The sequence below is a fragment of the Geobacillus thermocatenulatus genome (genome assembly GCF_002217655.1).
GTDB classification, from domain to species: Bacteria; Bacillota; Bacilli; order Bacillales; family Anoxybacillaceae; genus Geobacillus; species Geobacillus thermocatenulatus.
Window position 1 is genome coordinate 623,346 of sequence record NZ_NEWK01000002.1, and the last position, 26,879, is coordinate 650,224.

The following is a 26,879-nucleotide window of genomic DNA, read 5'->3' on the forward strand; positions in this document are numbered from 1 at the left end:
CATATCGCCTTGCATCTATCTCCGCATCGCTATACCCTCCTATTTTACGCACAAAAAAAGAAAGTGGCAATAGCCACTTTATTTCGCGTATTCGACCGCCCGCGTTTCGCGGATGACCGTCACTTTAATATGACCCGGGTAATCGAGCTCTTCTTCGATTCGTTTGCGGATGTCACGCGCCAGCCGGTGCGCTTCCAAATCGTCGATCATATCTGGTTTGACCATAATGCGCACTTCACGCCCAGCTTGAATGGCGTACGATTTTTCCACGCCTTCGTACGATTCGGCGATTTCTTCAAGCTTCTCTAGACGACGGATATAGTTTTCCAGCGTTTCGCTGCGCGCTCCCGGCCGCGCCGCCGACAGCGCATCGGCCGCCGCGACGAGCACAGCGATGACCGACGTCGGTTCCGTATCGCCATGGTGGGAAGCGATGCTGTTGATGACGACCGGATGTTCTTTATACTTCGTCGCCAGCTCAACGCCGATTTCCACATGGCTTCCTTCCACTTCGTGGTCGATCGCTTTGCCAATGTCATGAAGCAAGCCGGCCCGGCGCGCCAGCATTTCGTCCTCCCCTAGCTCGGCCGCCATCAGTCCGGCTAAAAACGCCACTTCCACCGAATGTTTCAGCACGTTTTGTCCGTAGCTCGTTCGGAACTTGAGCCGCCCTAAAATTTTGATCAAATCCGGATGTAAGCCGTGAACGCCGACTTCAAACGTCGTCTGTTCGCCGACTTCGCGGATATGCTCATCCACTTCGCGGCGCGCCTTTTCGACCATTTCCTCAATGCGCGCTGGATGGATACGGCCATCTTGCACAAGCTTATCGAGCGCGATGCGCGCCGTCTCGCGGCGAATCGGGTCAAATCCGGACAAAATGACCGCTTCCGGCGTATCGTCGATGATCAAATCGATGCCGGTCAACGTCTCGAGCGTGCGGATGTTCCGCCCTTCGCGCCCGATGATCCGCCCTTTCATTTCGTCGTTTGGCAAATTGACGACGGAAACCGTCGTTTCGGCGACATGGTCGGCGGCGCAACGTTGGATGGCAAGCGACAAAATCGCCTTTGCCCGTTTGTCTGCCTCCTCTTTCGCCCGCGTTTCCGCCTCTTTGATCATCATCGCAATCTCATGCGACAGCTCTTTCTCAACGCGCTCTAAAATGAGCTGGCGGGCATCGTCGCGCGTCAGGCCGGAAATGCGTTCAAGTTCGGCTTGTTGTTGTTTGACGAGCGCTTCCACTTTGCTTTCCATTTGTTCAATATGCTGTTGTCTTTCGTTCAACGCTTCTTCCTTTGCCTCAAGCAACGCCTCACGTTTGTTGAGCGCTTCATCTTTGCGGTCGAGATTTTCCTCCTTTTGCATCAGGCGGTTTTCTTGTTTTTGGAGCTCGCTTCTCCGGTCGCGGATATCACGCTCCGCCTCCGTACGCAGTTTATGAATCTCGTCTTTCGCTTCGAGAAGCGCCTCTTTTTTCAAGGCGTCCGCCTCGCGTTTCGCCTCCTCAATCAGCTGTTCGGCAGCGGCTTTCGCCCCGCCGATTTTCGCTTCGGCAATCGATTTGCGAACAAAAAAGCCAACAACGGCACCAATGACTAAGGCAAGCAAAGCGGAGATGATGATCGAACCCATCGTTTCACCTCCTCTTGCTGTTCGGTTTCCTTTCGCTCTCTCTTCTCACCGCCATGACCGGCGCAGATGGACATTCCCGTTTTCAATCCATTAGCTCAGTCGCTTGGCATAGCAATCGCCCGCGCAGCCTTCCGCACGAAGGCGGTCCGCCGCAGCGGGCGGGCGTATGGCCCTGCCGCGCGTATGGACAAATATACATGTTCATTGTAAAGGCGGCAATAGGAATTGTCAAGATATTACACCCACGCGCCTAGAGGATGACAACGGAACAAGACCGTTCCGCACGCCGTCTTTTTTAGGCTTACCGCTCTCCTTGCAGGCCGAACGGATGGAAAAAGGCGCCCCGGCCGCTTGCCAGGACGCCTTGTGCCGTTATTCTTCAAGCAATCCGAACCCGTCTTGCTGCGGTTCGCTCGTTTCCTCTTCAACGTCGATGCCGTAATGCTGGCGGATGGCGCGGGCGATCTCATCAGCGATGTGCGGGTTTTCCTTCAAAAATTGCTTCGCGTTTTCCCGCCCTTGGCCAAGCCGCTCGTCTTTGTACGAATACCACGAACCGCTTTTTTGCACGATGTCCAATTCGGACGCCATGTCGAGAATTTCCCCTTCGCGGGAAATGCCTTCGCCGTACATAATGTCGACGTCAGCCGTTTTAAATGGCGGCGCCACTTTGTTTTTGACGACTTTGATTTTCGTCTTGTTGCCGACCATATCATTGCCTTGCTTAATTTGCTCAGCGCGGCGCACCTCTAGACGGACAGAAGCGTAAAACTTGAGCGCCCGACCGCCCGGCGTTGTCTCGGGATTGCCGAACATGACGCCCACTTTTTCGCGAATTTGGTTGATGAAGATGGCGATCGTTTTCGATTTGTTAATGGCGCCAGACAGCTTGCGAAGCGCCTGGGACATAAGCCGCGCTTGCAAGCCGACATGGGCGTCGCCCATCTCCCCTTCAATTTCCGCTTTCGGCACAAGCGCCGCCACCGAGTCGATGACGATAATATCGACCGCGCCGCTTCGCACGAGCGCTTCCGCGATTTCGAGCGCCTGCTCGCCCGTGTCAGGCTGGGAAAGCAGCAATTCATCGATATTGACCCCTAATTTTTGTGCATAGATGGGGTCGAGCGATAGCGATAGGTAATAGTCACCCTCGGCATTACCCGGAGGGGCTATTTTCCCCCGCTTCACACCGTGCGTGCGAGTTTCCCCGCACACGGCGTTCCATCGAGTACCCCGGTTACTAATCCGCTCTAGACTTTACTAGTGTACGCACTTTCTGTATTCCTCGAGTTTCCTTATTGCGTTTGTTTTTAAGCGACTGAGGTTGACATCACTTAGATCCTTTAAATGGATCAATGTATGACATTTGTCGCAGACCGTTACGAGATTGCTTACCTTATTAATTTCGTTCAGCGGAAGTTTCGTATTGATATGGTGGGTTCTAGTGTTAAATGGCTGCAGAATGTCACCACATATTTTACATTTTCCTTTATCTCTGTTAAACGCATAACACCGATTCATGAAGAATTCGAAGTTGTAAATTTTACTAGACTTAACTCCTTGAATTAGGTTTAGGTAACCACTGTCTAATAACCATTGTGCTCTTACGGTCAGCGGCTTCTTACCCGTGTTTTGAAGCCTAATTCTTCTTCCTTCCGCTGTGTATGGTGTTTCCTTCTGATTTTTCTGGTTTGTTTTAATCCAAGTTGCGAACCCAATACTCATTATACCAAGCCATCTTCCATTTATTTTGATTGCAGGCACTTGTTCTGTTCTATCTGGGTACAGGGGTGCTAAGTTGTAGCATTGATTAGCAGGTATCCATTTCGCTCCATATCTCTTTAGTGCTTTGTAGGACGCATATTTAAGTTTTTCCTTAAATGGCCTTACATCTCTGTTGACGCTAGGAGCACTTGAGTAATAATTAATGATACCTCTAATTTTACTGTTAATTCGGTTGATGTCCGTTATAAGCCATTCTTGATTCGTGGCGAATTTTAGTTTACGCAGATCTTTCCTGATCTGTTCAACTTTCCCTTTAATTTTTTCCGTGTCTGCACTCGCGTATCCGATGTATTTTCCACCTTTACCGTGTGGTATCATTTTAATTTTGAAACCTAGGAATTTCATTGGTTTCTTCTTAATGTTGGTTATGAGTGTTTTGTCATCGGATAGTTCAAGTTTAAGGTTTTCTTTTAGATATTTCTTGATTCGATATTTCCATTTTTCGGCATTCCCCCTGCTATTGGTGAACAGTACCCAGTCGTCTGCGTATCTTACGTAGAACTCTGGTTTGGTTATTGTTGAGTGATCTCGGAGGGACTTGTATTTTGCCGTGCGAATGGTTGTACCATTTCGCATTTTCTTCTCTTCCCATTCTCTTGTTATCCATTGGTCGAGTTTATGAAGATACACATTGGCTAATAGTGGGGAGATAATTCCACCTTGTGGCGTGCCCATTTCATTTATCTTGGTTTCTTTTATAACTCCTGCTTTCAGCATGGCTTTGATAATCATGAGCATTCGTCTATCACGTATACCCATGTGCCAAAGCTGCTTGATCAGGATAGTGTGGTTCACGTTATCGAAGAAACCTTTTATATCTCCCTCTATCACCCAATTGTACCCTATTCGGTTACATATAAATACACATCTTTCGATGGCTTGTTTTGCGTCTCGGTAGGGTCTGAACCCATATGAGTGTTGAAAAAATTGTGCTTCAAGAATTGGTTCAATGACCATCCTCACACATTCTTGGATTATTCGGTCTGCGATCGTCAGAATGCCTAAAGGTCTCTTTTCCTTTTTCCCGGGTTTTGGGATATGGACCCTTCTGATCGGGTTAGGTGTATATTTCTTAAAGCATCTTTTAACGAAGTTTATCGCTTCGTCATAGTTCAGCGTTAGTATGTCGCTGATGGTTTTCCCATCTGTACCCGCTGTACTATTTCCTTGGTTTGATTTGATTTTGTGAATGGCGGATACGATCACGACATCGCTGCTTGCTATTTCGACCAATCCCTTAAATCTTGGAACATCACCTTTTTCCAGACATTCCTTTGTAATGGCGTACACCTTGTCTTGTAGGTCGCGGAATTCCTGCTCCGACCTAGGAATGATTAGTTCTTGAAACGTTTGGTTGATAGTATCAAATCCTTTCTAGCGGATTTGTACCATACACGTTTTTAGTCAGTTTTGCTCACCGAAACCCTTACGGATTTCCTCACGGCTTCCTAATCATTGTCTGGGTTAGTAACCTAGGGTACTCGACTATGCCCCTTCGCTCCGCAGGAGTTACCCTGCTTCATCACTACTACGGGCTGCTGCCCCACCCCTTCAGCAGTCATTTCCTCCTGCTTAGCGGCATCGGGATGCGCATCCCTTGGCATCCGCTGGGGTGGTTCACCTGTACCGCATCACCTATCCTTGCATGCTCCCTTAGGCTCCACCTCTGACCCGTCAGCCGCCTTTCTGCCCATGGTTGGAGGGCTCAAGGCAAAGATCCTCTACGGGATCAATCCAGACTCGGCAAACACGAATACCTCATCCAGGGCTGAACCTCACTTAGGAGGTGAGCGCCTTCTTTTTTCGGCGCCCCACGCCTTACGAGCCGTACTTCCGGTGGTTCGTTCCAACGCTATGCGTTCTCTAGCCATAGGAGCTTTATGGACCCCCGGCTACTTCGCTAACCGCTTCTCAGGTCTGCTTTTCGCCGTCCTCTCCGAGCTTCGTACAGCCATGTTGCGCACCATGACCGCACGTCGGGGTATTAGGGCGGGAATGCCAACCTTCATTCCCGTCTCGGATTTTCACCGAGCTCTCGGTGATGCAGTTAGGACCTACTCATGCTCAGTCCCGCTGACTTTTCGCACGGCGTTTCCGCCATACTTCAGTCAGCAACAGGTCGCACCGTGCTCTGCGTCGATGAAAGCTGCTTGCCCGCCCCGCTTTTGCACTTCCGCGATCGCGTGAAGGGCAACGGTCGTTTTCCCGGACGATTCCGGGCCGTAAATTTCCACAATCCGCCCGCGCGGATAGCCGCCGACGCCTAACGCGATGTCGAGCGCCAGCGAACCGCTCGGCACGACCGACACTTTGCGGTCGACTTGCTCGCCGAGCTTCATGATGGCCCCCTTGCCAAACTGTCGTTCAATTTGTTTTAATGCCTGCTCCAATGCAGCTTGACGATCTTGGTTCACTAACCTACTCCTCCTTATTCTAGGACTACTTATACTATACCGCGTTTTGCGGCCATTGCCAAGCAAAAAACGAACGTCCATTCGTTTTTTCGGTGGAGAAACTAGCAACAATCGCCATACTGATGCGGTGGACAAAATGATGTGCGGTGGGGAATGGAGAAGGAAAGGGGCGGCCGATCAGCCGTCGGCCGCGAGCATCTCAAGCAGAAAAAAACAGCCGTATTTGGCGGTGCGGATGCGAATGGCATCACGCGTGCCGGAAAGCGTCAGACGGTGGACAGCCGCATCGCGCCCGCGGACGGCGATGCCGATATACACGGTGCCGGGCGGGTGGCCCTCAAGCGGATCGGGTCCGGCCACGCCGGTGAAGCTGATGCCGATATCCGCATCGCACATCGCGCGGACGTTTTCAGCAAGCAAACGGGCGCACGGCTCGCTCACCGCCCCTTCTGCCTCAAGCAGCGAGCGCGGTATGCCAAGCACCTGTTCTTTGACGCCGTTTGTGTAGCAGACGACACCGCCCTGCACGACTTGCGACGCGCCGGGGATGGCGGTGAGCTGTTCGAGGAAAAAGCCGCCGGTCAAACTTTCAGCCGACGCGATCGTCCATCCTCTTTCTTTTAACCGCTCGAGCGTCTTTGTAAACAACGTTTCATCGTTATATCCGTAGCAGTGGCGGCCGACGCGCGCCAAAATGGCCGCTTCCACTTCGTCAAGAAGCCGCTTCGCCTCCGCCTCATCCTGATGCTTCGCTGTCAGACGAAGCGTCACTTCACCGTCGCCGGCCAGCGGCGCGATCGTCGGATTCGACTGGGCGTCGATCAAATCCGCAATCGCCGTCTCGAGCGCTGATTCACCGATGCCAAAAAAGCGGAGCACGCGCGACTCGATGCGCTCGGAAAGCGAAAACGTACGGCGCAAAAAGGCGTTTCCGTATTTTTTGAACATCGGCCGCATTTCTTTCGGCGGCCCGGGCAGCAGCATGTACGTAATGCCGTCTGCCACAAGCGCCATCCCTGGCGCCATGCCGTGCTCGTTTTTCAGCACCGTCGATCCTTCCAAGACGAGCGCCTGCTTTTTATTGTTTTCTGTCATCGGCCGGTTTGTGCGGGCAAAATACACCTCAATCGCTCGGAGCGCTTCCTCGTCGATCACGAGCCGGCGGCCAAGCAAACGGGCGATCGTCTCTTTCGTTAAATCGTCTTTCGTCGGGCCGAGGCCGCCGGTGAAAATGATGAGGTTCGCTCTTGTTTGCGCCGTTTTCACCGCCTGCTCAAGGCGGCCAGCGTTGTCGCCGACGACGGTATGGAAATAGACGTTAATGCCAAGCATCGCCAGCTGCTGCGACAAAAACTGGGCGTTCGTATTGGCGATTTGCCCAAGCAACAGCTCAGAGCCAACGGCAATGATCTCCGCGTTCAACAGACTTTTCTCCCCCTTTGTGGCCGGCTATTTCGAATGGGAAAACGCATGTCTATTTTTCGCAAAATAATCCCAGCCAGACCAAATCGTGAAAATGACCGCCACCCACAGCGCCAATTCAGCGAACGGAAACGAAATGAGCGAGAATGGGAAGTTATGTAACAATAAAGCGGAAATGGCGACAATTTGCGTCCATGTCTTGATTTTGCCAAGCATGTTGGCAGCGACGACTTCCCCTTCGCCGGCAAGCACGAGCCGCAAGCCGGTGACGGCAAACTCGCGGCTGATGATGACAATCACCATCCACGCCGGAACGGCCCCGAACTCGACAAGCACGATCAGCGCCGCCGACACAAGCAATTTATCGGCAAGCGGATCTAAAAATTTTCCTAAATTCGTCACCAACCCGTATTTGCGGGCATAGTAGCCATCGATCCAGTCCGTCGCTGAGGCGATGATGAAAATGAGCGCGCCGGCAAGATGGGCAACCGGAAGCTCTGTCCCGCCGATTTGGATGCTTCCCCACCCGAACGGAACGAGCATCACGATCAAGAAAAACGGGATGAGCATAATGCGCGCTACCGTAATTTTATTCGGCAAGTTCACCACAAATACCTCCGCTCATTCAACATCGTTCAGTCCGTGCGAAAAGCAGGCGCCTTCCTGCGGAAAAGCGCCCTGTTCCATCATTTCTTCAACACGAAATGCAGCTTTTGGTATACTTCCTCTTTCGGGGCAAACGGATAGGCAAACGGCTGGCCGTTTACCTTCATGTCGACGTCCAGCGTACGCCCGATTTTCACCCATACTTCGCTTTCGGCCGACAGATCGAACGTTTTCGTCTGCCCGCTTGTCAAGTTTCCGCGGTAAAACGTATGGCCTTTCGTATTGTATACTTCAACCCATGACGTTCCTTTGGATGAAAGCTCGATGGAAAACGCGCCGGAGCTTTCGACTTCAATCGTCGCCGTGTTGCCGCGCTTTTCCGTCACATTCATCGCCGCAGCCGGCTGTTCTTCTTCGCCAGTCGGCGCTGGCTGTTCATTTTGCTGCCCGTTTTCCTTCGTTGCCTTCTCGTCCGTTTCCTTCGCCGGCTGCTTTTGTTTCGCTTGCTCAAGCGGCGAATGTTTCGGCTTTTCGACCTCCGCTGTTTTTGGGCTTGTCTTTGTCGGCGGCTCATTTGCGGAGCCGTGCTGGAGCAGCACCCAAACGAGGACAGCCGCCCCGATGACGACCGCCGCGACAATCACTTTCGGCAGCCAATCGAGCCATTTCGCCCCCTCGGCAGACAGTTGCTGGCGCGTCTTCACGCGCGACAGCGTCTGCGGAATGTCATCTTGATAAGACTGGGGAATGTCCTGTTTATACTGTTCAAACAGCTCATCCGGATCAAGCCCGACCGCTTCAGCATATTGCCGGATGAAGGCACGCACATAAAAATTTCCAGGCATGATGGCATAGTTGCCTTCTTCGATGCCGATCAAATACCGCTTTTGAATTTTCGTCATCTCCTGCAGCTCGTCCAAACTCATCTTTTTTTCTTCCCGTGCTTCCCGCAAACGTTTTCCTAGTTCCGTCAACGGCCAACACCTTCCACTTTTTTAAATTAAAACCCAAATTCGGAAAACCCGTCATCGCCCAACAAGGACGGGCGGTCAATCGCTTCGTAGGAAATATCTTCGTCCGGTTCATGGCGCAACTCAATCATATAATCAAAATCATCGAGCGTGTATTCCGTATGGCGAACAAACATGTCCGGATGCTCCACGACTTTCGTCGCCTCAAGGCGCATGAGCTCACGGATGAGCTGCCAGTGCTGCTCGTTCCCGCGGCGCGTTGAGACGATGCCGTCGATAATGAAAATGTTGTCCTCGCTATACTCATCTTCCATCAACTGCGTGCGAACCGTCTGTTTAATCAGCGTCGATGAAACAAACAGCCATCGTTTGTTGGCGCACACGCTGGCGGCGACGATCGACTCTGTCTTGCCGACGCGCGGCATCCCGCGGATGCCGATTAGCTTATGCCCTTTTTCTTTAAAAAGTTCCGCCATAAAATCGACAAGCAGTCCAAGTTCATCACGGACGAAGCGGAACGTTTTTTTGTCATCGGCATCGCGCTGGATATAACGGCCGTGGCGGACAGCGAGGCGGTCGAGCAGCTTCGGCTGGCGCAGCTTCGTCACCGTAATGTTGTCCATCGTCCGCAAGATCGTCGCCAACCGTTCAATTTGCTCGTTATTGTCGCACAAAAGCAACATGCCGCGGCGCGAATCCCGGACACCGTTGATCGTCACGATGTTAATGGACAACATACCGAGTAGCGAAGCAACGTCGCCAAGCAACCCCGGGCGGTTGACATGAATTTCATATTCCAAGTACCATTCCTGCTTGCCCATCCCGTCTCCTCCCTTGCCGGTGTCCGCACGAACGCCTTATGCTAAGTTCATACTACTATAATTATAAATGGAAAAGCAACCGAAAAGGAGGACGAAAAAAGAGAGGGAGGCCCCTCTCTTTTACCGGGTGATTATTTTTGTTGGACCAGCTTGACCATCATGTTGGCAAGGGCGTGCTGCTCTTTTTCATCCGCGACGCTCCAAAGATCAGCGAGCACCCGTTCTTCCGGGTTTTTCGGGTCGACGTGTTTCGCCAAATAATCCCCGATTTGGTAAGCGACATCTGTGATCACTTGCTGGGTCAATCCTTGCTGTTGCGCTTGTTCTAAACGTTCCGCCAAAAAGTCTTTCCATTGTTCAAAGTTATCCAGTACCGACATGTCAATCCCTCCTTGTTGAATGTTTCAAGGATAGTTTGCCTGCCGAACCGGAAAATATACGTTCAACAATACCAGCCGCCGTTGACGGAAATGACTTGGCCGGTAATATACGAAGCGGCATCAGACAGCAAAAACGCCACCGTTTCCGCCACCTCATCCGGGGTGCCGAGCCGGCCGGCTGGAATTTCGTCAGTGAGCGCTTCCAGCTCCTCAGGACGAAACACCCGCAGCATATCGGTATCAATCGCCCCCGGTGCAACAGCGTTGACGCGAATGCCGCTTGGGGCAAGCTCCTTGGCGAGCGCCTTGGCAAACGCGTTCTGCCCTCCCTTTGTCATCGAGTACACCGCCTCGCACGAAGCGCCGCACAATCCCCAAATCGAGGAAATGAACACAATATGACCGCGCTTTCTCGCCACCATTGATGGGATCAGCCTTTTGATGAGCAACGCCGGGCTTGTCATGTGAAGCCGCACCATCCGCTCGATTAATTCATCGTTCATGTCGGTCAACAATCCGTAATAGCTTGCACCGCTGTTGTAAACGATGGCATCAACCGGGCGATCGATTGGCGAAACGAGCTTTTCCACCCCATCCGGTGCCGACAAATCAGCCTCAATTGGCACAATATGCACATCGTTAAGCTCTTCTTTCAGCGCTTCAACAGGCGCCCGTCGCCGATAGTAATGGAGAAAAAGTCCGTACCCCTCCCGAGCGAGCACACGGGCGATGCTTTGTCCGATGCCTCCAGAGGCTCCCGTAATCAAAGCGTAGCGCATAAAACCATCCTCTCCTTTTTGCCGCAAAAAAGCATCCTTCTCTGGAAGGATGCCTTATTCTTATTGCCCTTTTGGAACGACTTCGCAAACCGCGATTTGCGAATCGCGGAAGCAAGAAGAGGCAACCGCCGCGATATCGTCCATGGCAAGGGATGAAAGCGCCGGCAAAATGTCAAACAAGTTGGATCCGTAAAACGCGTAGCGCGTAAACTGGTTGGCGATGTATTCCGGCGAGTTGAGCGCGCGCAAAAAGGCGCCGATTTTTTTCTTTTTCACCCGTTCAAACTCTTCCTTTTTGACTGCTTCCGATGAAAACGACAGCAGCACCGTTTGAATTTCCGAAGCGAGCCGTTCAGCGTCCCTTGTATCGCCGCCGATCAACGCGAAGCCGAACCCGCGCTCTTCTGTATAATCGTACATAAATGTATCATCGATCAATCCTTCGCGGTACAGCCGTTCATAATGCGGCGAGCTTTTTCCAAACAAATAGTCCAATGCGACGTGGAAGGCAAGCTCATGCCGAAGTTTTTGTTCGCCGGCTTCAGGAACGGACGGCGCCTTGATGCCGACAAAGCATTTGTTCGTCTGCACATGCATCGGAATCACTTTTTTCTTTTCCGCTACTACGCTCGGTTCTTCATATGCAAACCGCTTCACTTCCGGGGCTTGCGGGAACGACTTTTTCGCCTGGTTGTCGCGGATTTGCTGCATCATTTTTTGTTCATCAACCGGGCCGACGACAAACAAAAGCATGTTGCTCGGGTGGTAGAACGTTTCATAGCATTCGTACAACAGTTCTTTCGTAATTTGGGCGATGGATTCGACTGTGCCCGCAATGTCAATTTTGACCGGATGGTTGTGATACATGCTTTCGATGGCGCCAAAATAGACGCGCCAGTCCGGGTTGTCGTCATACATGCGGATTTCTTGCCCGATAATGCCTTTTTCTTTTTCCACCGTTTTGTCGGAAAAATACGGCGTTTGCACAAAATCGATCAGCGTTTCCAAGTTTTTCTCGACGTTGTCGGTGCTCGAGAACAAATAGGCGGTGCGAGTGAAGGTCGTAAAGGCGTTCGCTGAGGCGCCTTGTTTGCTGAACTGCTGAAACACGTCGCCGTCTTCTTTTTCAAACAGCTTATGCTCCAAAAAGTGGGCGATGCCGTCCGGAACGCGCTTCATCTCCGTTTTACCGAGCGGGACGAACTGGTTGTCGACCGAACCGTAGTTCGTGGTGAATGTCGCATACGTTTTGTTAAATCCTTTTTTCGGCAAAATGTACACGTCAAGGCCGTTGTCCATTTTTTCATAAAACAGCTCTTCGTGCAGCGTCTCATACACCCGTTTTTCCATCTTTCGTCGCCTCCATTCCGGTCAAAAAGTACACCGTATCAAGCTCCACCTTGTCAGCGACGCGCACCACATCCTCGCGCGTCACTTGATCGGTGCCGGCCATCCATTCATCGATCGGGCGCTTTCGCGTTGAGACGACGTTATGGTACAACACCTCCACAAGCCCGCGCGGCGTATCGAGCGTCTCAAGCAGCTGGTTGCGGATGACCGCTTTCGTCTGCGCCATTTCTTCATCTGTGAAATCGCCGTTTTTCATCGCCTGCATTTGCTCATCGATGATGCGGCGCGCCTTCTCATAGTTGGCCGGTTCAATGCCGGACATGACCATCAAAAGCCCTTTATGGCTCTCAAGCCTTGAGGCGGCATAATAGGCAAGGCTTGCCTTCTCGCGGACGTTGATGAACAGCTTCGAATGGGAAAAACCGCCAAAAATGCCGTTAAACATTTGCAATGCGTAATAATCGTCATCTTCATACGTCACATTTGTCCGATAGCCGATGTTGAGCTTTCCTTGCTTCACGTCTTGCCGCTCGATGACTTCGCGAACTTCCCCTTGCGGCTTGACAGAAACCGACGATGCGCGCTCCCGCTTTGGACGATCCGGCAGAGAAAAACGCTGCTTCACCGCATGGAGCACCGCCTCTTCAGCCACGTCGCCAATGACATATAGATCCAGCTCATCCTCGGCCAGCGCTCGTTCATAATAGCGATACAGCCCTTCCGCCGTGATGCCGTCCACGTCTTCAAGCTCGCCGTTTGGAGAGAGGGCGTACGGTTCGCCTTTGCACATTTCTTCGACAAGGCGCATGTTCGCATAGCGCATTTTGTCATCATACACCGCCTGAATGCGTTGACGGAGCGCCCGCTTTTCCTGCTCAACAATGTCAGTGACAAACCGGCCGCCATCAAGCGCCGGGCGGAACAGAAGATCAGCCAAGAACTGAAACGCTTTCGCAAGAAGCGGCGTTTGCTCCGGCAAAAATCGTTCATTGGCGACATCGATGCGAATCGTCATGATATGATGTTCGCCTTTTTTCGTTAAATCGACGTTCAGCGTCGCCCCATACAGTTCATCCAAATAGGTGCGCAGCGCCTTAACGCTCGGATAGTCGGCCGTGCCGCTTTGCAAGACGTATGGCAAAAGCGCGCGCAGCGTGACCGTCTCTTTAGCAAGAGGGGCCTTCATTTTCCAAACGATCGTGTTCGTTTTGTACTTATCGGTTGAAATCGTATGGACGCGAACCGGTCCGACCGCTGTGACTTTTTCGTCGACCAATCCAACTCCTCCTTACTTTTTCTCTTTGCAGATATGCACTATCTTTCATTTATTGTAAAGCGTCTTATCAACAATATACCTTTTGCCAATGAAAAAATGCAAATCATTCCATTCAGCAAAAAACGGCCGTCCGTTTTTTCGGACAGCCGCTTTCATCACCGTTTTCCTTTGATGTATGGCGTGCCAGCCGCTTTCGGCGCCTCAGCGCGGCCGATGAAGCCCGCCAGCGCCAAAATCGTGAGTGCATACGGGGCGATGAGCAAGTAAACGGTCGGGACGTTTTTCAAGAACGGAATCGTTTGCCCGACGATGCTTAAGCTTTGCGCCAACCCGAAAAAGAGCGCCGCCCCCATCGCGCCGATCGGATGCCATTTGCCAAAAATCATGGCGGCAAGCGCCATAAATCCGTGCCCGGAAATCGTCGCATGGCTGAAATCGCGGGAAATGATCGTCGCGTATACCGCACCGCCCAAGCCGCCGAGCGCGCCGCTGATCATGACGGCGATGTAGCGCATTTTGGCGACATGAATCCCCATCGTATCCGCCGCCATCGGATGTTCGCCGACCGCACGCAGCCGCAGGCCAAACGGCGTTTTGTAAATGACATACCATGATACAAACGCCAGCGCAATGGCGATATACGACGGCGCGTACGCGTTGGAAAACAACAGCGGCCCAATGACGGGAATGTCGCTTAACACGGGCACGTCAATTTTGTCAAACCCAACTTGAATTTGGTCCGTCTGCCCCTTGCCGTACATTTTCTTCACTAAAAACAGCGACAGACCAAGCGCCAAAAAGTTGATCGCCACCCCGCTTACGACTTGGTCGGCGCGAAATGTGACCGACGCGACAGCGTGCAGCAGGGAAAATACAGCGCCCACCACCATGGCAGCCAATAAGGCAAGCCACGGCGTCCATTCGCCAAACCGATCGGCAAACGTCAAATTAAAGACGATGCCGACAAACGCGCCGATGGTCATCAATCCTTCAAGCCCGATGTTGACGACGCCGGACCGTTCGCTAAACACGCCGCCAAGGGCGGTGAAAATGAGAGGAGCCGCAAAGAAAATCGTTGTCGGGACAATCGTTTGCAAGACGTCATACACGCTCACTTACTCCGCCCCCTTTTGCCAACGAGATAGCAGCCAGCGGATCATGTAGCTGGATGCAACAAAGAAAATGATGAGCGCGATAATAATATCGACGAGTTCGGTCGGCACGCCGGCGCTTGACGGCATTTCCAACGCCCCGACTTTTAAGGCGCCAAACAACAAGGCGGAGAGCAAAATGCCAAACGCGTTGTTTCCTCCGATCAAGGCAACCGCGATGCCATCAAATCCAAGGCCGGTAAAGCCGGCTTTCGTCGAGATATTTCCAAATGTGCCAAGCCCCTCCATCGCCCCGGCGACGCCGGCAAAAGCGCCGGAGATGACCATCGCTAAAATGATGTTGGCGCGCACATTCATGCCCGCGTACTGTGACGCGTGCTGATTGAAACCGACCGCCCGCAGCTCAAACCCTTTCGTCGTCCGCTCAAGCAAAAACCACATGACAAATGCGGCGGCGACAGCGATGAAAATGCCGTAATGCATGGTGGAATGATGCGTAATGGCATCAAAAAAGTCGGAGTGAAGCGATGCGCTTTCTTTCACCGGCTTTGATTTAAATCCCTCATCAGACAAAACGGAACGGATGATGGCGTTCGTTACATGCAAAGCAATATAGTTCATCATGATCGTAATAATGACTTCGTGCACTTTTAAATACGCCTTCAGCACACCCGGAATCAAGCCCCATAGCGCCCCGGCCAACGCGGCGGCCAACAAGGCAAGCGGCAAATGGATGATTTTGGGCAAATCAAAGGACACCCCGACCCAGACGGCAGCGAGCCAGCCGACGATCAGCTGCCCTTCAACCCCGATGTTAAACAACCCGGTGCGAAAGGCAAACGCCACCGCCAAGCCCGTTAAAATGTATGGCGTCGTCTGGCGGATCGTTTCACCGATATAGTACGTATCGCCAAACGCCCCGTACACGAGAGCGTAAAACCCAGCGATCGGGTTGTAGCCGCTGGCAAGCATCACGATCGAACCGGCGATCATGCCAAGAAGAACGGCCAACAATGGTATCAAAAATTGCTGGAGACGATTCGACTTCATCACGACACACCTGCTTCCTTCCGTTTGCTTCCGGCCATCAACAACCCGAGCTCCTGTTCGGTTGTTTCTTTCGGATCGACGATGGCGACGATGTTTCCTTCATAAATGACAGCGATCCGGTCGCTGACGTTCATCACTTCGTCAAGCTCAAACGAGACGAGCAGCACCGCTTTCCCGCGGTCTCGCTGTTCAATGAGCCGCTTATGAATAAATTCGATCGCTCCAACATCAAGCCCCCTCGTCGGCTGGGCGGCGATCAACAAGTCCGGATCGCGGTCGACTTCACGGCCGATGATCGCTTTTTGCTGGTTTCCGCCCGATAGCGCCCGCGCCTTCGTATATTCATCCGGCGTGCGCACGTCAAATTCGCGGATGAGCTGGCGCGCTTTTTCGTAAATGGCTTGAAAATTCAACAGACCCCGTTTCGAGTACGGCGGCTGATAGTACGTTTGCAGCACCATGTTTTCGCCGATCGGAAAGTCAAGGACAAGCCCGTGTTTATGCCGATCTTGCGGAATATGGCCGACGCCGGCTTCGATGATTTTGCGCGGCGGCAAATTCGTAATGTCTCGGCCGTTGAGGCGGATGGTCCCTGATTCCGCTTTGATCAAGCCGGTTATGGCTTCAATGAGCTCGGTCTGGCCGTTGCCGTCGACTCCAGCAATGCCGACGATCTCGCCGGCGTGCACCGTCAAGTTCAAACCGTTGACCGCTTTGATCCCGCGCGCGTCCTTGACGACTAAGTCTTTAATTTCCAACACCGGTTTTCCCGGCTCAGCCGGTTTCTTAGCGGTCGTAAACTGCACCTCGCGGCCGACCATGAGCGCCGCCAGTTCGTTCGGATTCGTCTCCGCCACATTGAGCGTCGCAATTCCTTTGCCGCGGCGGATGACGGTGACGCGGTCGCACACTTCCATAATTTCTTTGAGTTTGTGCGTAATTAAAATGATCGATTTCCCTTCGCGGACGAGCGTGCGCATAATTTGCATGAGCTCGCGAATTTCCTGCGGCGTCAACACCGCTGTCGGTTCGTCAAAAATCAAAATATCGGCGCCGCGGTAAAGCGTCTTTAAAATTTCCACGCGCTGCTGCATGCCGACGGAAATGTCGGCGATCTTCGCTGTCGGATCGACCGCGAGTCCATATCGTTCCGACAATTCGCGCACTTCCCGCTCCGCCCGCTTCATATCGATCGTTCCGACCCGCGTCGGTTCGCTGCCTAAGATGATATTTTCCGTCACCGTGAACGTATCGACGAGCATAAAGTGCTGATGCACCATGCCGATGCCAAGATCATTGGCGACGTTCGGGTCGGTGATGCGCACCGGATTTCCTTTCACACGGATTTCGCCGCCGTCCGGCTGGTATAAACCGAACAGCACGTTCATGAGCGTCGATTTGCCGGCCCCGTTTTCGCCAAGCAGAGCGTGTATCTCCCCCTTTTTCACTTGCAGCGTAATGTTGTCATTGGCGACAAACGTGCCAAACACCTTGCGGATATTGAGCATTTCAATCACGTATTCCAAGCGATTCACTCCTTACTCAAGCAAGGTCAAAATCACAAAATGAAAGGCGACAGCGAAACAGCCGCCCTTCATTTCATGATTTTGAAGAAGGCTAGCGGCTCGCGCTAGCCTTCTTCGCCGTTGTTCGTCACTTGATCGTCGCAGCGAATTGCTCGTACTCTTTTCGGTTTGTCGGAACTTTCACTTCGCCTTTGATGATTTTTTGCTTCCATTCGTCAACGGTTTTTAACACGTTCTCCGGAATGTTGTCTTGCGTCGGGGCAATGCCAACCCCATTTTCCGGCAACCCGTACTCAATCGTTTTGCCGCCCGGGAAGTCGCCCTCTTTCGCCCGTTTCGCCGTGTCATAGACAGCGACGTCGACGCGCTTCACCATCGAAGTGAGCGTTACGTTGTACGTTTTGCCGCCGACTTTCAATTCTCCCTCCGGCGCTTGGTCTTTGTCAACACCGATGACCCAAATTTCGCGGTTCGGATCTTTCTTTTTCAAATCTTTCGCTTCCGAGAAGACGCCGTTCCCAGTCGCCCCAGCGGCATGGTAGATGATGTCGATGCCAGACGCGTACATGCTCGAGGCGATCGCTTTCCCTTTATCCGCTTGGTCGAATGCCCCGGCGTATTGCACTTCCACAGTCGCCTTCGGATTGACCGCTTTCACGCCGGCGCGGAATCCGCTTTCGAATTTTTCGATCAACGGAATCTCCATTCCACCGACAAAGCCGATTTTATTCGTTTTCGTCATGAGTCCGGCGACAACACCGACAAGGAATGAGCCTTCATGCTCTTTGAACGTGATGCTGGCGACATTGGGCTCGTCAACAACCGTGTCGACGATGGCGAAATGTTTTTTCGGGTTTTGCTTCGCGACTTCTTTCACCGCATCGCCCATCAAATACCCGATGCCGAAAATCAAGTCAAAATCGCTACGCACAAGCTTGTTTAAGTTCGTGGCATAGTCCGTGTCGCTCGATGACTGCAAGTAGTCGTAGCCGCCGCGGCCTTTTTCAAGCCCGTTGTCTTTGCCGAACTTTTGCAGCCCTTCCCAAGCCGACTGGTTGAACGATTTGTCGTCAATGCCGCCGACGTCGGTGACCATGGCGACGCTGAACGTGTCTTTTCCACCCCCGGCATTATTTCCCCCTTGACCGCCACAAGCGGCAAGCAGCGTGCTGGCGGCGAACAAAGTGGACAAAAGCAATCCCATTCGCTTTTTCATCCATCACTACCCCCTGCTTTGAAAATTGGTTCCTTCATGTAGTATGAAACTTCCGGCTTCTTTCTATGTACCCTTTTCACCTCCTTAAAAGCTGAACCGCTTCCGCATGACATGGAAACTGAACTTGTCGGAGCGGAAATAGTTGACAGAATAAAAAATCGGCTCATCGTTTTTATCGAAATGCATTTGCTTGAGCACAAGCAGCGCCGTTTCCGGGTCGCATTGCAAAATCGGTGACACTTTTTCATGATAGCCGAGCGGCACGATGCGCGCGACCGCATAGGCGATGTCGCGATGCGTTTGGTTGTGCAAGTTTTCAAACAACGACTCTTGCTCATAAGAGATCCCTTTGGGCAAATATTTGCATAAAATTTTATCCAAGCAATAAACGACCGGCTCTCCATCGGCGGTACGCACCCGCTCAATGAGCAGCAAATTTTCGTCCGGCCGGCATTGAAAGCGGCGCATATCGTCTTCCGTCGGCTGTTGGATGGAGGAAGACAAAAAAATCGTTCCTGGCTTGCGTCCCGCTTGACGAATCATATCCGTGACGCTTGAGAGCTGTTCGATGCCGGACGTAAACAGCGGACGGGCGTTGACAAACGTTCCGACGCCGTGGCGGCGGATGATAATGTTTTCTTCTTCAAGCACCCTGAGCGCTTCCCTCAATGTCGCCCGGCTGACGCCAAGCTGTTTGGCAAGTTCAAACTCGGACGGCAGTTTTTGTTTTTCTTTGTACACTCCCGTTTCAATATCGCGCTTGATGCGATCAATCACTTGCAAGTAAAGGTGGCGGCTGTCTGATTTGATTGACATGACAACGTCCTCCGTGTTACGCATTTCCGTTGAGATCAGACCTCTGACATTAGACATATAACCTTTTTGAGATTACTATATCATTTTTTACTGGGCAAATAAATAGGTGATATCAAATTTTGTCGAAGAAAACGAAATAGGATTGGCAACGCTTCCAATAAGATGTATGATTGAGCGGGCAGGCTTTTTTCGCCCGCCCTTTTTTTCATTTATGATGTCTTTTTTAAATCTTCCTTCGACCAAAGAACGGCGCGCGGCTTGCTTCCTTCATACGGGCCGACGACGCCGCGCTCCTCCATGGCATCAATGAGCCGAGCAGCGCGATTGTAACCGATGCGGAAGCGGCGTTGCAGCATGGAGACGGAGGCGCTTTGCATTTCAACGACAAGACGGACCGCCTCATCGTACAACTCGTCTTCAAGGACTGAGGAAGAGGGTTCGCTGTCTTCGACGAACATCTCCTCATAATATTGCGCCTGCTGCTGTCCGATGACAAACCGAACGACGTCTTCCACCTCTTGGTCGGAGACAAACGCCCCTTGGACGCGCACTGGTTTTGAGGCTCCCATCGGCAAAAACAGCATATCGCCGCGGCCGAGCAGTTTTTCCGCCCCGCCCATATCCAAAATGGTGCGCGAGTCGATTTGGGATGATACACTGAAGGCGATGCGCGACGGAATGTTCGCTTTGATGACGCCGGTGATGACGTCCACCGACGGGCGCTGGGTGGCGATGATCAAGTGGATGCCGGCGGCGCGCGCCATTTGCGCCAAACGGGTGATCGCCTCTTCCACATCCGAGGAAGCCACCATCATCAAGTCGGCCAATTCGTCAATGATCACCACGATATATGGCAAAAGCGGCTGCTGTTCCGACGCCGTTTCGTTATGGTGGCGGATATGCTCGTTATACCCTTCAATGTTGCGCGTGCCGGTATGCGAGAACAGCTCGTAGCGCCGCTCCATTTCTTGGACGACTTTTTTCAGCGCCTGAGCCGCTTTTTTCGCGTCGGTGACGACCGGCGTCAACAAATGAGGAACACCGTTGTACACACTTAACTCCACCATTTTCGGATCGATCATCATCAGCTTCACCTCATGCGGCTTCGTGCGCATGAGCAGGCTGACGATAATGCCGTTGATGCAGACGCTTTTGCCGCTGCCGGTCGCGCCGGCGATCAACAAATGCGGCATTTTGTTTAGTTCTGCAGCGACGACTTCACCGGAGATGTCGCGTCCAAGTGGAATCAACAGCTTCGCCTTGTCCCGTGTATGCTCAATGGCTTCCAGCACTTCGCGCAGCGAAACAGTGGCGATCTCTTCATTTGGCACTTCGATGCCGATCGCGGACTTGCCGGGGATCGGCGCTTCAATGCGGATGTCTTTCGCCGCCAAAGCGAGCGCCAAATCGTCGCTTAAACTGACAATTTTGCTTACTTTCACCCCGACGTCCGGATACACTTCATATTTCGTCACCGCCGGACCGAGGTGCACTTGCGTCACTTTCGCCTTGACGCCGAAGCTTTGGAACGTCTTCTCCAGTTTTCGCGCGTTGGCGTAAATGTTCGCATGATCGGCCGATTGCCCGGCCGGCTTCGGCAGGCGAAGCAAATCAAGCGGCGGCAGGTCGTAATTGGTGTTTTCATGCTCGGAAAACGCAAGCGGCGGCGCCGGTTTGTCCTCCTCCCCCCCACTGTCGCCTTCTACCAGTGGATTCTTCTCTTCTTCCGGCTCAGCGGCCGACCGGACCGCGGCAAAATCGGAAATGATCGGCGGCGGGGAAAGCAGTTCCTCATCCGGCTCGACGCTGACTGCTTCAGCCGGCTCGTCTTCTCGCTTCGCGGCCGACCGCCGCGAGCGCCGGCTTCGGCCGCGGCTTTCCTTGCGCTTCCTCCCCGCCCGCCATTGCTTGATATCTTCAACAAACGCCAACCATTCCTTTCGCAAAAACGCTGCGGCAAAAGCACCCCATTTGCCGGCCGTCTCGCGCAGCGATTTCCCGGTTAGCACGACGAAGCCGACGATGAACAGAAGGAAACAAATCCATTTCGTCCCGGGCGAATCGAACAGTTGATAGCTGGCGGCAAATAACAGCGCGCCGACCATTCCGCCCCCTAAATCCACATCGGCCGCCTTGCCGCTTGCTTCGTTCCAAAACAGCCCCCACGTCGTCCGAATGATGCTCGGATCAAGCTCGCCGCGCCGCGACATGAGTTCAAACAGCTTGTCATGGCTCAAAAGCAGAAGCGCCGCGGCGATGGACGAAGCGCCGACAAACGGGCGGCCCGTCCATGATGGCCACTCCCGCCGCCACATGAGGATGAGCGATAATAGGAAAAGTCCGCCTACTAATAGCATGTACCATTCGCCGAAAAAAAAGCGGCCCACAAGCACGAGCGTCTCCCCGACAAGCCCGAGGCGGGCCATCGCCACGACAGCGACCGCGAGCAAGCCAAGGCCGATCAATTCAAAGCGGATGGTTTCCGTCCATGGCTGTGTTTTTGACGGCTTCCCTTTTCTTCTTCGCTTTCGTTTCGCCATGATCGTTCACTCCAGCATGAATGAATTGGCAAGCCGGAAAAAAGCAGCCATTGTTGGCTGCTTTTTTCCGTTTGTTTTCTATTATATCATGAACGGCTGAACAATTCATTACGATGTTGCCAGAGAAGCCGGAAATCGCGCCCCAGGCGCATATTTGGCGTTTAAAAAATGGAACGGATTCGTGCTTAAGTTTTGCACGATTTCATATTCTCCCGTTTCGACAGCTTGGACGAGAAACGGAATGCCCTCGTAATACACCATTTTCCGCTTCTCATAAACAGCGGCATCGACCGGAAAAATCAAATGTTCGGGCATGATCGTATACAAAATCATTGGATCATCTTCCCTTCCCCGTTTTTCCTCATCGCGATCAGCTCGCGCAGCTTCGCCATCGCTTGGGACACGCCCCCGACTTCATCGATGAGCCCGTACCGGACGGCGTCAGGTCCAACGACGTTCGTGCCGATGTCGCGCGTCAAATTGCCTTTGGAAAACATGAGCTCTTTAAACTTTTCCTCGCTGATCTTCGAATGTTTCGTCACGAAGCGAACGACGCGCTCCTGCATTTTATCCAAGTACTCAAACGTCTGCGGCACGCCGATGACAAGCCCCGTCAAACGGATCGGATGAATCGTCATTGTCGCCGTCTCGGTGATGAACGAATAGTTGCACGACACAGCAATCGGCACGCCGATCGAATGGCCGCCGCCAAGCACCACGGAAACAGTCGGTTTCGAGAGCGAGGCGAGCATTTCCGCAATGGCGAGCCCTGCTTCCACATCGCCTCCGACCGTATTTAAAATGACGAGCAGCCCTTCAATTTTCGGGTTTTGCTCGATAGCCACAATCTGCGGAATGACGTGCTCGTATTTCGTCGCCTTATTTTGCGGAGGCAGCTGAATATGCCCTTCAATCTGACCGACGATCGTCAAACAATGAATGTTCGTATCGGGATCCATTTGCGGGACGTTCGTCTGCCCAAGCTGGGTGATGGCGGCAGCCGCTTCCTCGGCCTTTGTTTCTGGCTGTTCGCCCTCGGTTTCCGCTTGAACATCATGTTCCTTCTCCATCCATTTCGTCTCCTTTCTTGTCGATCATACACTTAGTATGACCGAAAGGAAAAAGAAAAATGCCGGCAACGGCTGACCGTTTCCAGCATTTTCCATTTGACTTTGAGCATGATTGCATTATACTTCCATAATAATAGGCAAAATCATGGGTCTGCGCTTCGTTTTTTCAAACAAAAACTGGCTTAACGCTTCACGGATGTTCGCTTTCAACGACGACCATTCAAGCATGTACGATTCAAGGCAACGCTCGATGATCGCCGCCACCATTTTCTCTGCTTCCTCAAGCAGTGTCTCAGACTCGCGCATGTAGACGAACCCCCGCGAAATGATTTCCGGCCCCGCGGCGATCGTTTTTGTCGCCTTGTTCAGTGTGACAACCGCAATCAAAATGCCGTCCTGGGACAATAAGCGGCGGTCACGCAACACAATGTTGCCGACATCGCCAATGCCGAGGCCATCAATTAAAATGTTGCCGTACGCCACTTTGCCGCCGGGGCGGGCGGCGCCGCCGCGGAACTCGATCACTTCCCCTTTGTCGATTAAAAACGTCCGCTCCTCCGAGATGCCGACCGCCTTCGCCAACCGAGCGTGCGCTTTTTGCATCCGATATTCCCCATGCACCGGAATAAAGTATTTTGGTTTCATTAAATTGAGCATCAACTTTAATTCTTCTTGGCAACCGTGCCCAGATACGTGCACTTGCCGGTCGCGGTAAATCACGTTGGCGCCGGCCCGATACAAGGCGTCGATCGTTTTCGCGAACCCAAGCTCATAGCCCGGCATGACGGATGCGGCGACGATGACGGTATCCCCTTCTTTGATGTTCACTTGTTTGTTCGTTTGACGCGCCATGCGCCAAAGCGCGCTCATCGGCTCGCCATGCCCGCCGGTTGTCAAAATGACGAGCTCGCGGTCATGGTAGCGATCGAGATCGTGCGCAGAAATCGTCACCTTGTCTGGAACGTGCAAATAACCAAGGCGCACGGCGATGTCCATTACTTTATGCAGCGTTTTGCCGATGACGGCCACTTTACGCCCGGATTGGCGGGCGGCGTACAGCACCTGCTGGATGCGGGTGATGTTGGAAGCGTAGCAGGCAACAAACACACGGCCTCTCGCATGGCTGATCACGTCAGCGATCTCATAGGCAACGACTGTATCGGAGCCGCTGTAGCCGGGGCGCTCGGCGTTTGTGCTGTCGGACAAAAGACACAGCACCCCTTCTTCGCCGATTTGCGCCATTTTTCCCAAGTCGGTGCGGTTGTTGCCGTACGGGGTTTGGTCAAATTTAAAATCGCTCGTGTACACGATCGCACCTTGCGATGTATGCAGACTGATGCCGATCGAATCGGGGATGCTGTGGATCGTGCGGAAAAACGTTACTCTTGCCTTATCAAACACGAGCTCCGCATCCGGATGAACTTCGTTGAGCTTCGCGCCCGACACCCCTTGTTCTTTTAACAGCGCCTCCGCCAACCCAATCGTCAACTTCGTTCCGTATACCGGCACAGACAGCTGCTTGAGCACATAGGCGATCGCCCCCATATGCTCCTCGTGCCCATGGGTGAGAAAAATGGCCTGAATGCGATGCTGCCGTTCAATTAAATAGGTGATGTCTGGGATCACTTTGTCGATGCCGAGCATTTCGTCTTCCGGAAACATCACTCCGGCGTCGATGACAAAAATGTCCTCATCCAATTCGACAACATACATGTTTTTGCCGATTTCTCCGACTCCCCCAAGGGCAAAAATGCGTATTTTCTCTACCGGCTTTATTTTTGATTTCAAGGCTGCGTCCTCCCAATTGTGATGCTAACCCGCTCAAAGTCACTTGCTTTTATTATAACGAATCGATGCTGAAAAACACAAGATGGTTCATTCACCAGCCAATGGGTTTCCGGGCGGAGGGCAAAAAAAGCCCCAACGCGCAAGCAAAGCGTTGGGGAATCGTTTCGTTACGACAGCGCAGCGAGCAGGCGGCTTAGCTCCTTCCGCTCTTGTTCGACAAGCGGCACAAGCGGAAGGCGCACCGAACCAACGTCCAGCCCGCGCAGCTGCAGCGCCGTTTTCACCGGCACCGGGCTTGGGGCGGCAAACAAGCCTTTCATGATCGGCAGCCATTTTCGATGCAGCGCCGCCGCCTTCTGATGATCACCCGCTAAAAACGAACGAATCATTTCCTGCATTTCATTGCCAATGATGTGCGACGCGACCGAGACGACGCCATTGCCGCCGATCGCCAGCACTGGAAGCGTCAAGCTGTCGTCGCCGCTGTAGAGCAAAAAGTCGTCCGGCGTACGCTCAATGATTTCCGCCATGGCGTCCAAATTGCCGCCCGCTTCCTTGACAGCGACAATGTTCGGAACTTCGGACAGCCGGATGACCGTCTCCGGAGCAAGACTCACCGACGTGCGCCCTGGAACGTTATACAGCATCACCGGCAGCGATGTGCTTTCGGCAATCGCTTTGAAATGTTGATACAGCCCTTCTTGATTCGGCTTGTTGTAATACGGCGCCACAAGCATGACCGCATCGACGCCCGCCTCTTCCGCCTTTTTCGTCAGCTCGATCGACGCGCGCGTATTGTTCGTGCCCGTTCCCGCAATGACCGGCGCCCGGCCGTTGACGACGGAGACGACATGGCGAAAAAGCGCGATTTTTTCCTCGGTCGTCAACGTCGGCGACTCGCCGGTCGTGCCGGCGACAACGAGCGCATCTGTGCCATTGTCAAGCAAATAGTTGACAAGCTCCGTTGTTTTTGCCAAGTCGAGATTCCCTTTTCGGTCAAATGGCGTCACCATCGCCGTTATGATGTTCCCGAACTGAACCACGGTTTTCACTCCTCGCTCCCAATCGCTTCATCTAAGCCCGCATCCGCCTCAGACAAGCAGAAGGCGTCATGCAAGGCGTTGACCGCTTTTTCCATATCGTCTTGCTTCACTAACACCCAAATCGTCGTATGGCTGTCGGCGGACTGCAAAATTTGAATGCCTTGCTCCGACAAGGCCGTGACGATTTTCGCCGTCACCCCTGGTACGCCGGCAATGCCGGCGCCGACGACCGACACTTTGGCGCACCGGGGCGTCACGGCCGGTTCGTAGCCGATGCGGCGCAGGGCGGCCACCGCTTTTTCCGTCATGTCGCCGCTTACGGTGTACACAACACCGTAAGGGGAAATGTTGATAAAGTCCACGCTGATCCCTTCATGGGCCATCGCTTGAAACACGTCAGACTGCAGCTCATAGCGGCCTTCTTTCGCCAGAACTTTGATTTGTGTGACGTCGGCGACGTACGTAATGCCGGTGACAAGCCGCTCTTTCACATCGCTTCCTTTTCGGTTGCGCACCGATGAAGTGACGAGCGTCCCGGGGGCATCGGAGTACGTGGAGCGGATGCGCAGCGGCACTTTCGCCTGCATGGCAATCTCCACCGCGCGCGGATGGATCACTTTCGCCCCTTGGTACGCCATGTTGCAAATTTCCGTATACGTCACGACGTCAAGCGGCCGGGCGCTCTCCACGATGCGCGGGTCGGCGGTCATGACGCCGTCGACATCGGTGAAAATATCGACCCACTCCGCGTTTAACGCCGCACCGAGCGCTGCCGCCGACGTATCGCTCCCGCCGCGGCCGAGCGTTGTGATGTCGCCGTTTTCCGCCATGCCTTGAAAGCCGGCGACCACGACAACGTCGTACTGCTCGAGCGCCTCAAGGAGGCGGTCGCAGCGCATTTCGAGAATTTTCGCGTTCGTATGATCGCTGTTCGTGCAAAATCCAGCCTGGGCGCCGGTGAACGCCGTCGCTTTGATGCCGTGTTCGTTCAACAAGTTGCTGAACACAACACTTGAGATGATTTCTCCGCACGCCATAAGCATATCTTGCTCTCGTTTGGTGACATGGTGATGAACGCCGCCGATCAAACTAAGCAGCGTATCGGTCGCATATGGATCGCCGCGACGCCCCATCGCCGATACGACGGCCACGACTTTATAGCCATCTTCCAGCGCCCGTTCAATATGGCGGCGCGCCAAGTTCCGCCCGCGCTCATCGCGGACGGACGTGCCGCCGAACTTTTGAACAATAAGCTTCATGCTAACCCCCCGATGCTTTT

21 protein-coding genes and 2 pseudogenes are annotated in these 26,879 nt (G+C 53.1%); all 23 read right to left on the reverse strand.

Going from position 1 to position 26,879, the window contains the following annotated elements:
- Positions 1-78: 78 nt before the first annotated feature.
- On the reverse strand, positions 79-1,635 hold the full coding sequence (gene rny, locus B9L19_RS11970; RefSeq protein ID WP_011230797.1) for a ribonuclease Y: 1,557 nt from the start codon (positions 1,633-1,635) through the stop codon (positions 79-81).
- Between the two features lie 372 nt (positions 1,636-2,007).
- Positions 2,008-2,763: pseudogene (recA, locus tag B9L19_RS11975) on the reverse strand (recombinase RecA); the annotation flags it as partial.
- Positions 2,764-2,895: 132 nt separating this feature from the next.
- Positions 2,896-4,710: a group II intron reverse transcriptase/maturase gene (gene ltrA, locus B9L19_RS11980; RefSeq protein WP_020278219.1), complete on the reverse strand. Its 1,815-nt coding sequence runs from the start codon at positions 4,708-4,710 to the stop codon at positions 2,896-2,898.
- An 836-nt stretch (positions 4,711-5,546) separates the two neighbouring features.
- A pseudogene (locus tag B9L19_RS11985) lies at positions 5,547-5,834 on the reverse strand (recombinase RecA); the annotation flags it as partial.
- 177 nt (positions 5,835-6,011) lie between these two features.
- Positions 6,012-7,256: a competence/damage-inducible protein A gene (locus B9L19_RS11990; protein ID WP_047753335.1), complete on the reverse strand. Its 1,245-nt coding sequence runs from the start codon at positions 7,254-7,256 to the stop codon at positions 6,012-6,014.
- A 27-nt stretch (positions 7,257-7,283) separates the two neighbouring features.
- The gene (pgsA, locus tag B9L19_RS11995; protein WP_305809646.1) at positions 7,284-7,865 is read right to left on the reverse strand and encodes a CDP-diacylglycerol--glycerol-3-phosphate 3-phosphatidyltransferase; all 582 of its coding nucleotides are present in this window, start codon (positions 7,863-7,865) and stop codon (positions 7,284-7,286) included.
- A gap of 77 nt (positions 7,866-7,942) precedes the next feature.
- Entirely contained in the window at positions 7,943-8,836 is an 894-nt protein-coding gene (locus B9L19_RS12000) for a helix-turn-helix domain-containing protein (protein ID WP_025951136.1), read from the reverse strand.
- Between the two features lie 26 nt (positions 8,837-8,862).
- Positions 8,863-9,654: a DUF3388 domain-containing protein gene (locus tag B9L19_RS12005; RefSeq protein WP_015374447.1), complete on the reverse strand. Its 792-nt coding sequence runs from the start codon at positions 9,652-9,654 to the stop codon at positions 8,863-8,865.
- A 131-nt stretch (positions 9,655-9,785) separates the two neighbouring features.
- The gene (locus B9L19_RS12010) at positions 9,786-10,034 is read right to left on the reverse strand and encodes a DUF3243 domain-containing protein (RefSeq protein ID WP_011230790.1); all 249 of its coding nucleotides are present in this window, start codon (positions 10,032-10,034) and stop codon (positions 9,786-9,788) included.
- A gap of 62 nt (positions 10,035-10,096) precedes the next feature.
- Positions 10,097-10,813, reverse strand: a complete 717-nt coding sequence (ymfI, locus tag B9L19_RS12015; RefSeq protein ID WP_025951135.1) for an elongation factor P 5-aminopentanone reductase — start codon at positions 10,811-10,813, stop codon at positions 10,097-10,099.
- 60 nt (positions 10,814-10,873) lie between these two features.
- Positions 10,874-12,163 (reverse strand): EF-P 5-aminopentanol modification-associated protein YfmH, encoded by a 1,290-nt coding sequence (gene yfmH, locus B9L19_RS12020; RefSeq protein ID WP_025951134.1) that lies wholly within the window; start codon positions 12,161-12,163, stop codon positions 10,874-10,876.
- Positions 12,144-13,439 (reverse strand): EF-P 5-aminopentanol modification-associated protein YfmF, encoded by a 1,296-nt coding sequence (yfmF, locus tag B9L19_RS12025; RefSeq protein WP_025951133.1) that lies wholly within the window; start codon positions 13,437-13,439, stop codon positions 12,144-12,146. Before yfmF ends, yfmH begins: the two co-directional genes overlap by 20 nt.
- A 155-nt stretch (positions 13,440-13,594) precedes the next feature.
- Positions 13,595-14,554, reverse strand: a complete 960-nt coding sequence (locus B9L19_RS12030; protein WP_011230786.1) for an ABC transporter permease — start codon at positions 14,552-14,554, stop codon at positions 13,595-13,597.
- Positions 14,555-15,601, reverse strand: a complete 1,047-nt coding sequence (locus B9L19_RS12035; protein ID WP_025951132.1) for an ABC transporter permease — start codon at positions 15,599-15,601, stop codon at positions 14,555-14,557.
- Positions 15,601-17,127: an ABC transporter ATP-binding protein gene (locus B9L19_RS12040; protein ID WP_047753336.1), complete on the reverse strand. Its 1,527-nt coding sequence runs from the start codon at positions 17,125-17,127 to the stop codon at positions 15,601-15,603. Before B9L19_RS12040 ends, B9L19_RS12035 begins: the two co-directional genes overlap by 1 nt.
- Before the next feature lie 127 nt (positions 17,128-17,254).
- A complete protein-coding gene (locus B9L19_RS12045) occupies positions 17,255-18,343 on the reverse strand; it encodes a BMP family lipoprotein (RefSeq protein WP_025951130.1) in 1,089 nt (362 codons plus the stop codon).
- An 84-nt stretch (positions 18,344-18,427) separates the two neighbouring features.
- Positions 18,428-19,159 (reverse strand): GntR family transcriptional regulator, encoded by a 732-nt coding sequence (locus B9L19_RS12050; RefSeq protein WP_011230782.1) that lies wholly within the window; start codon positions 19,157-19,159, stop codon positions 18,428-18,430.
- A gap of 209 nt (positions 19,160-19,368) precedes the next feature.
- Positions 19,369-21,699 (reverse strand): FtsK/SpoIIIE family DNA translocase, encoded by a 2,331-nt coding sequence (locus B9L19_RS12055; RefSeq protein WP_047753337.1) that lies wholly within the window; start codon positions 21,697-21,699, stop codon positions 19,369-19,371.
- A gap of 108 nt (positions 21,700-21,807) precedes the next feature.
- A complete protein-coding gene (locus B9L19_RS12065) occupies positions 21,808-22,032 on the reverse strand; it encodes a YlzJ-like family protein (protein WP_023634155.1) in 225 nt (74 codons plus the stop codon).
- Entirely contained in the window at positions 22,029-22,769 is a 741-nt protein-coding gene (locus tag B9L19_RS12070; protein WP_025951128.1) for a ClpP family protease, read from the reverse strand. Before B9L19_RS12070 ends, B9L19_RS12065 begins: the two co-directional genes overlap by 4 nt.
- 117 nt (positions 22,770-22,886) lie before the next feature.
- Positions 22,887-24,557, reverse strand: coding sequence for a ribonuclease J (locus B9L19_RS12075; protein WP_047753338.1), 1,671 nt, complete (start codon positions 24,555-24,557; stop codon positions 22,887-22,889).
- Positions 24,558-24,724: 167 nt separating this feature from the next.
- Entirely contained in the window at positions 24,725-25,600 is an 876-nt protein-coding gene (dapA, locus tag B9L19_RS12080) for a 4-hydroxy-tetrahydrodipicolinate synthase (protein WP_025951126.1), read from the reverse strand.
- A 5-nt stretch (positions 25,601-25,605) separates the two neighbouring features.
- The gene (gene dapG, locus B9L19_RS12085) at positions 25,606-26,859 is read right to left on the reverse strand and encodes an aspartate kinase (protein ID WP_047753340.1); all 1,254 of its coding nucleotides are present in this window, start codon (positions 26,857-26,859) and stop codon (positions 25,606-25,608) included.
- Positions 26,860-26,879: the final 20 nt, after the last annotated feature.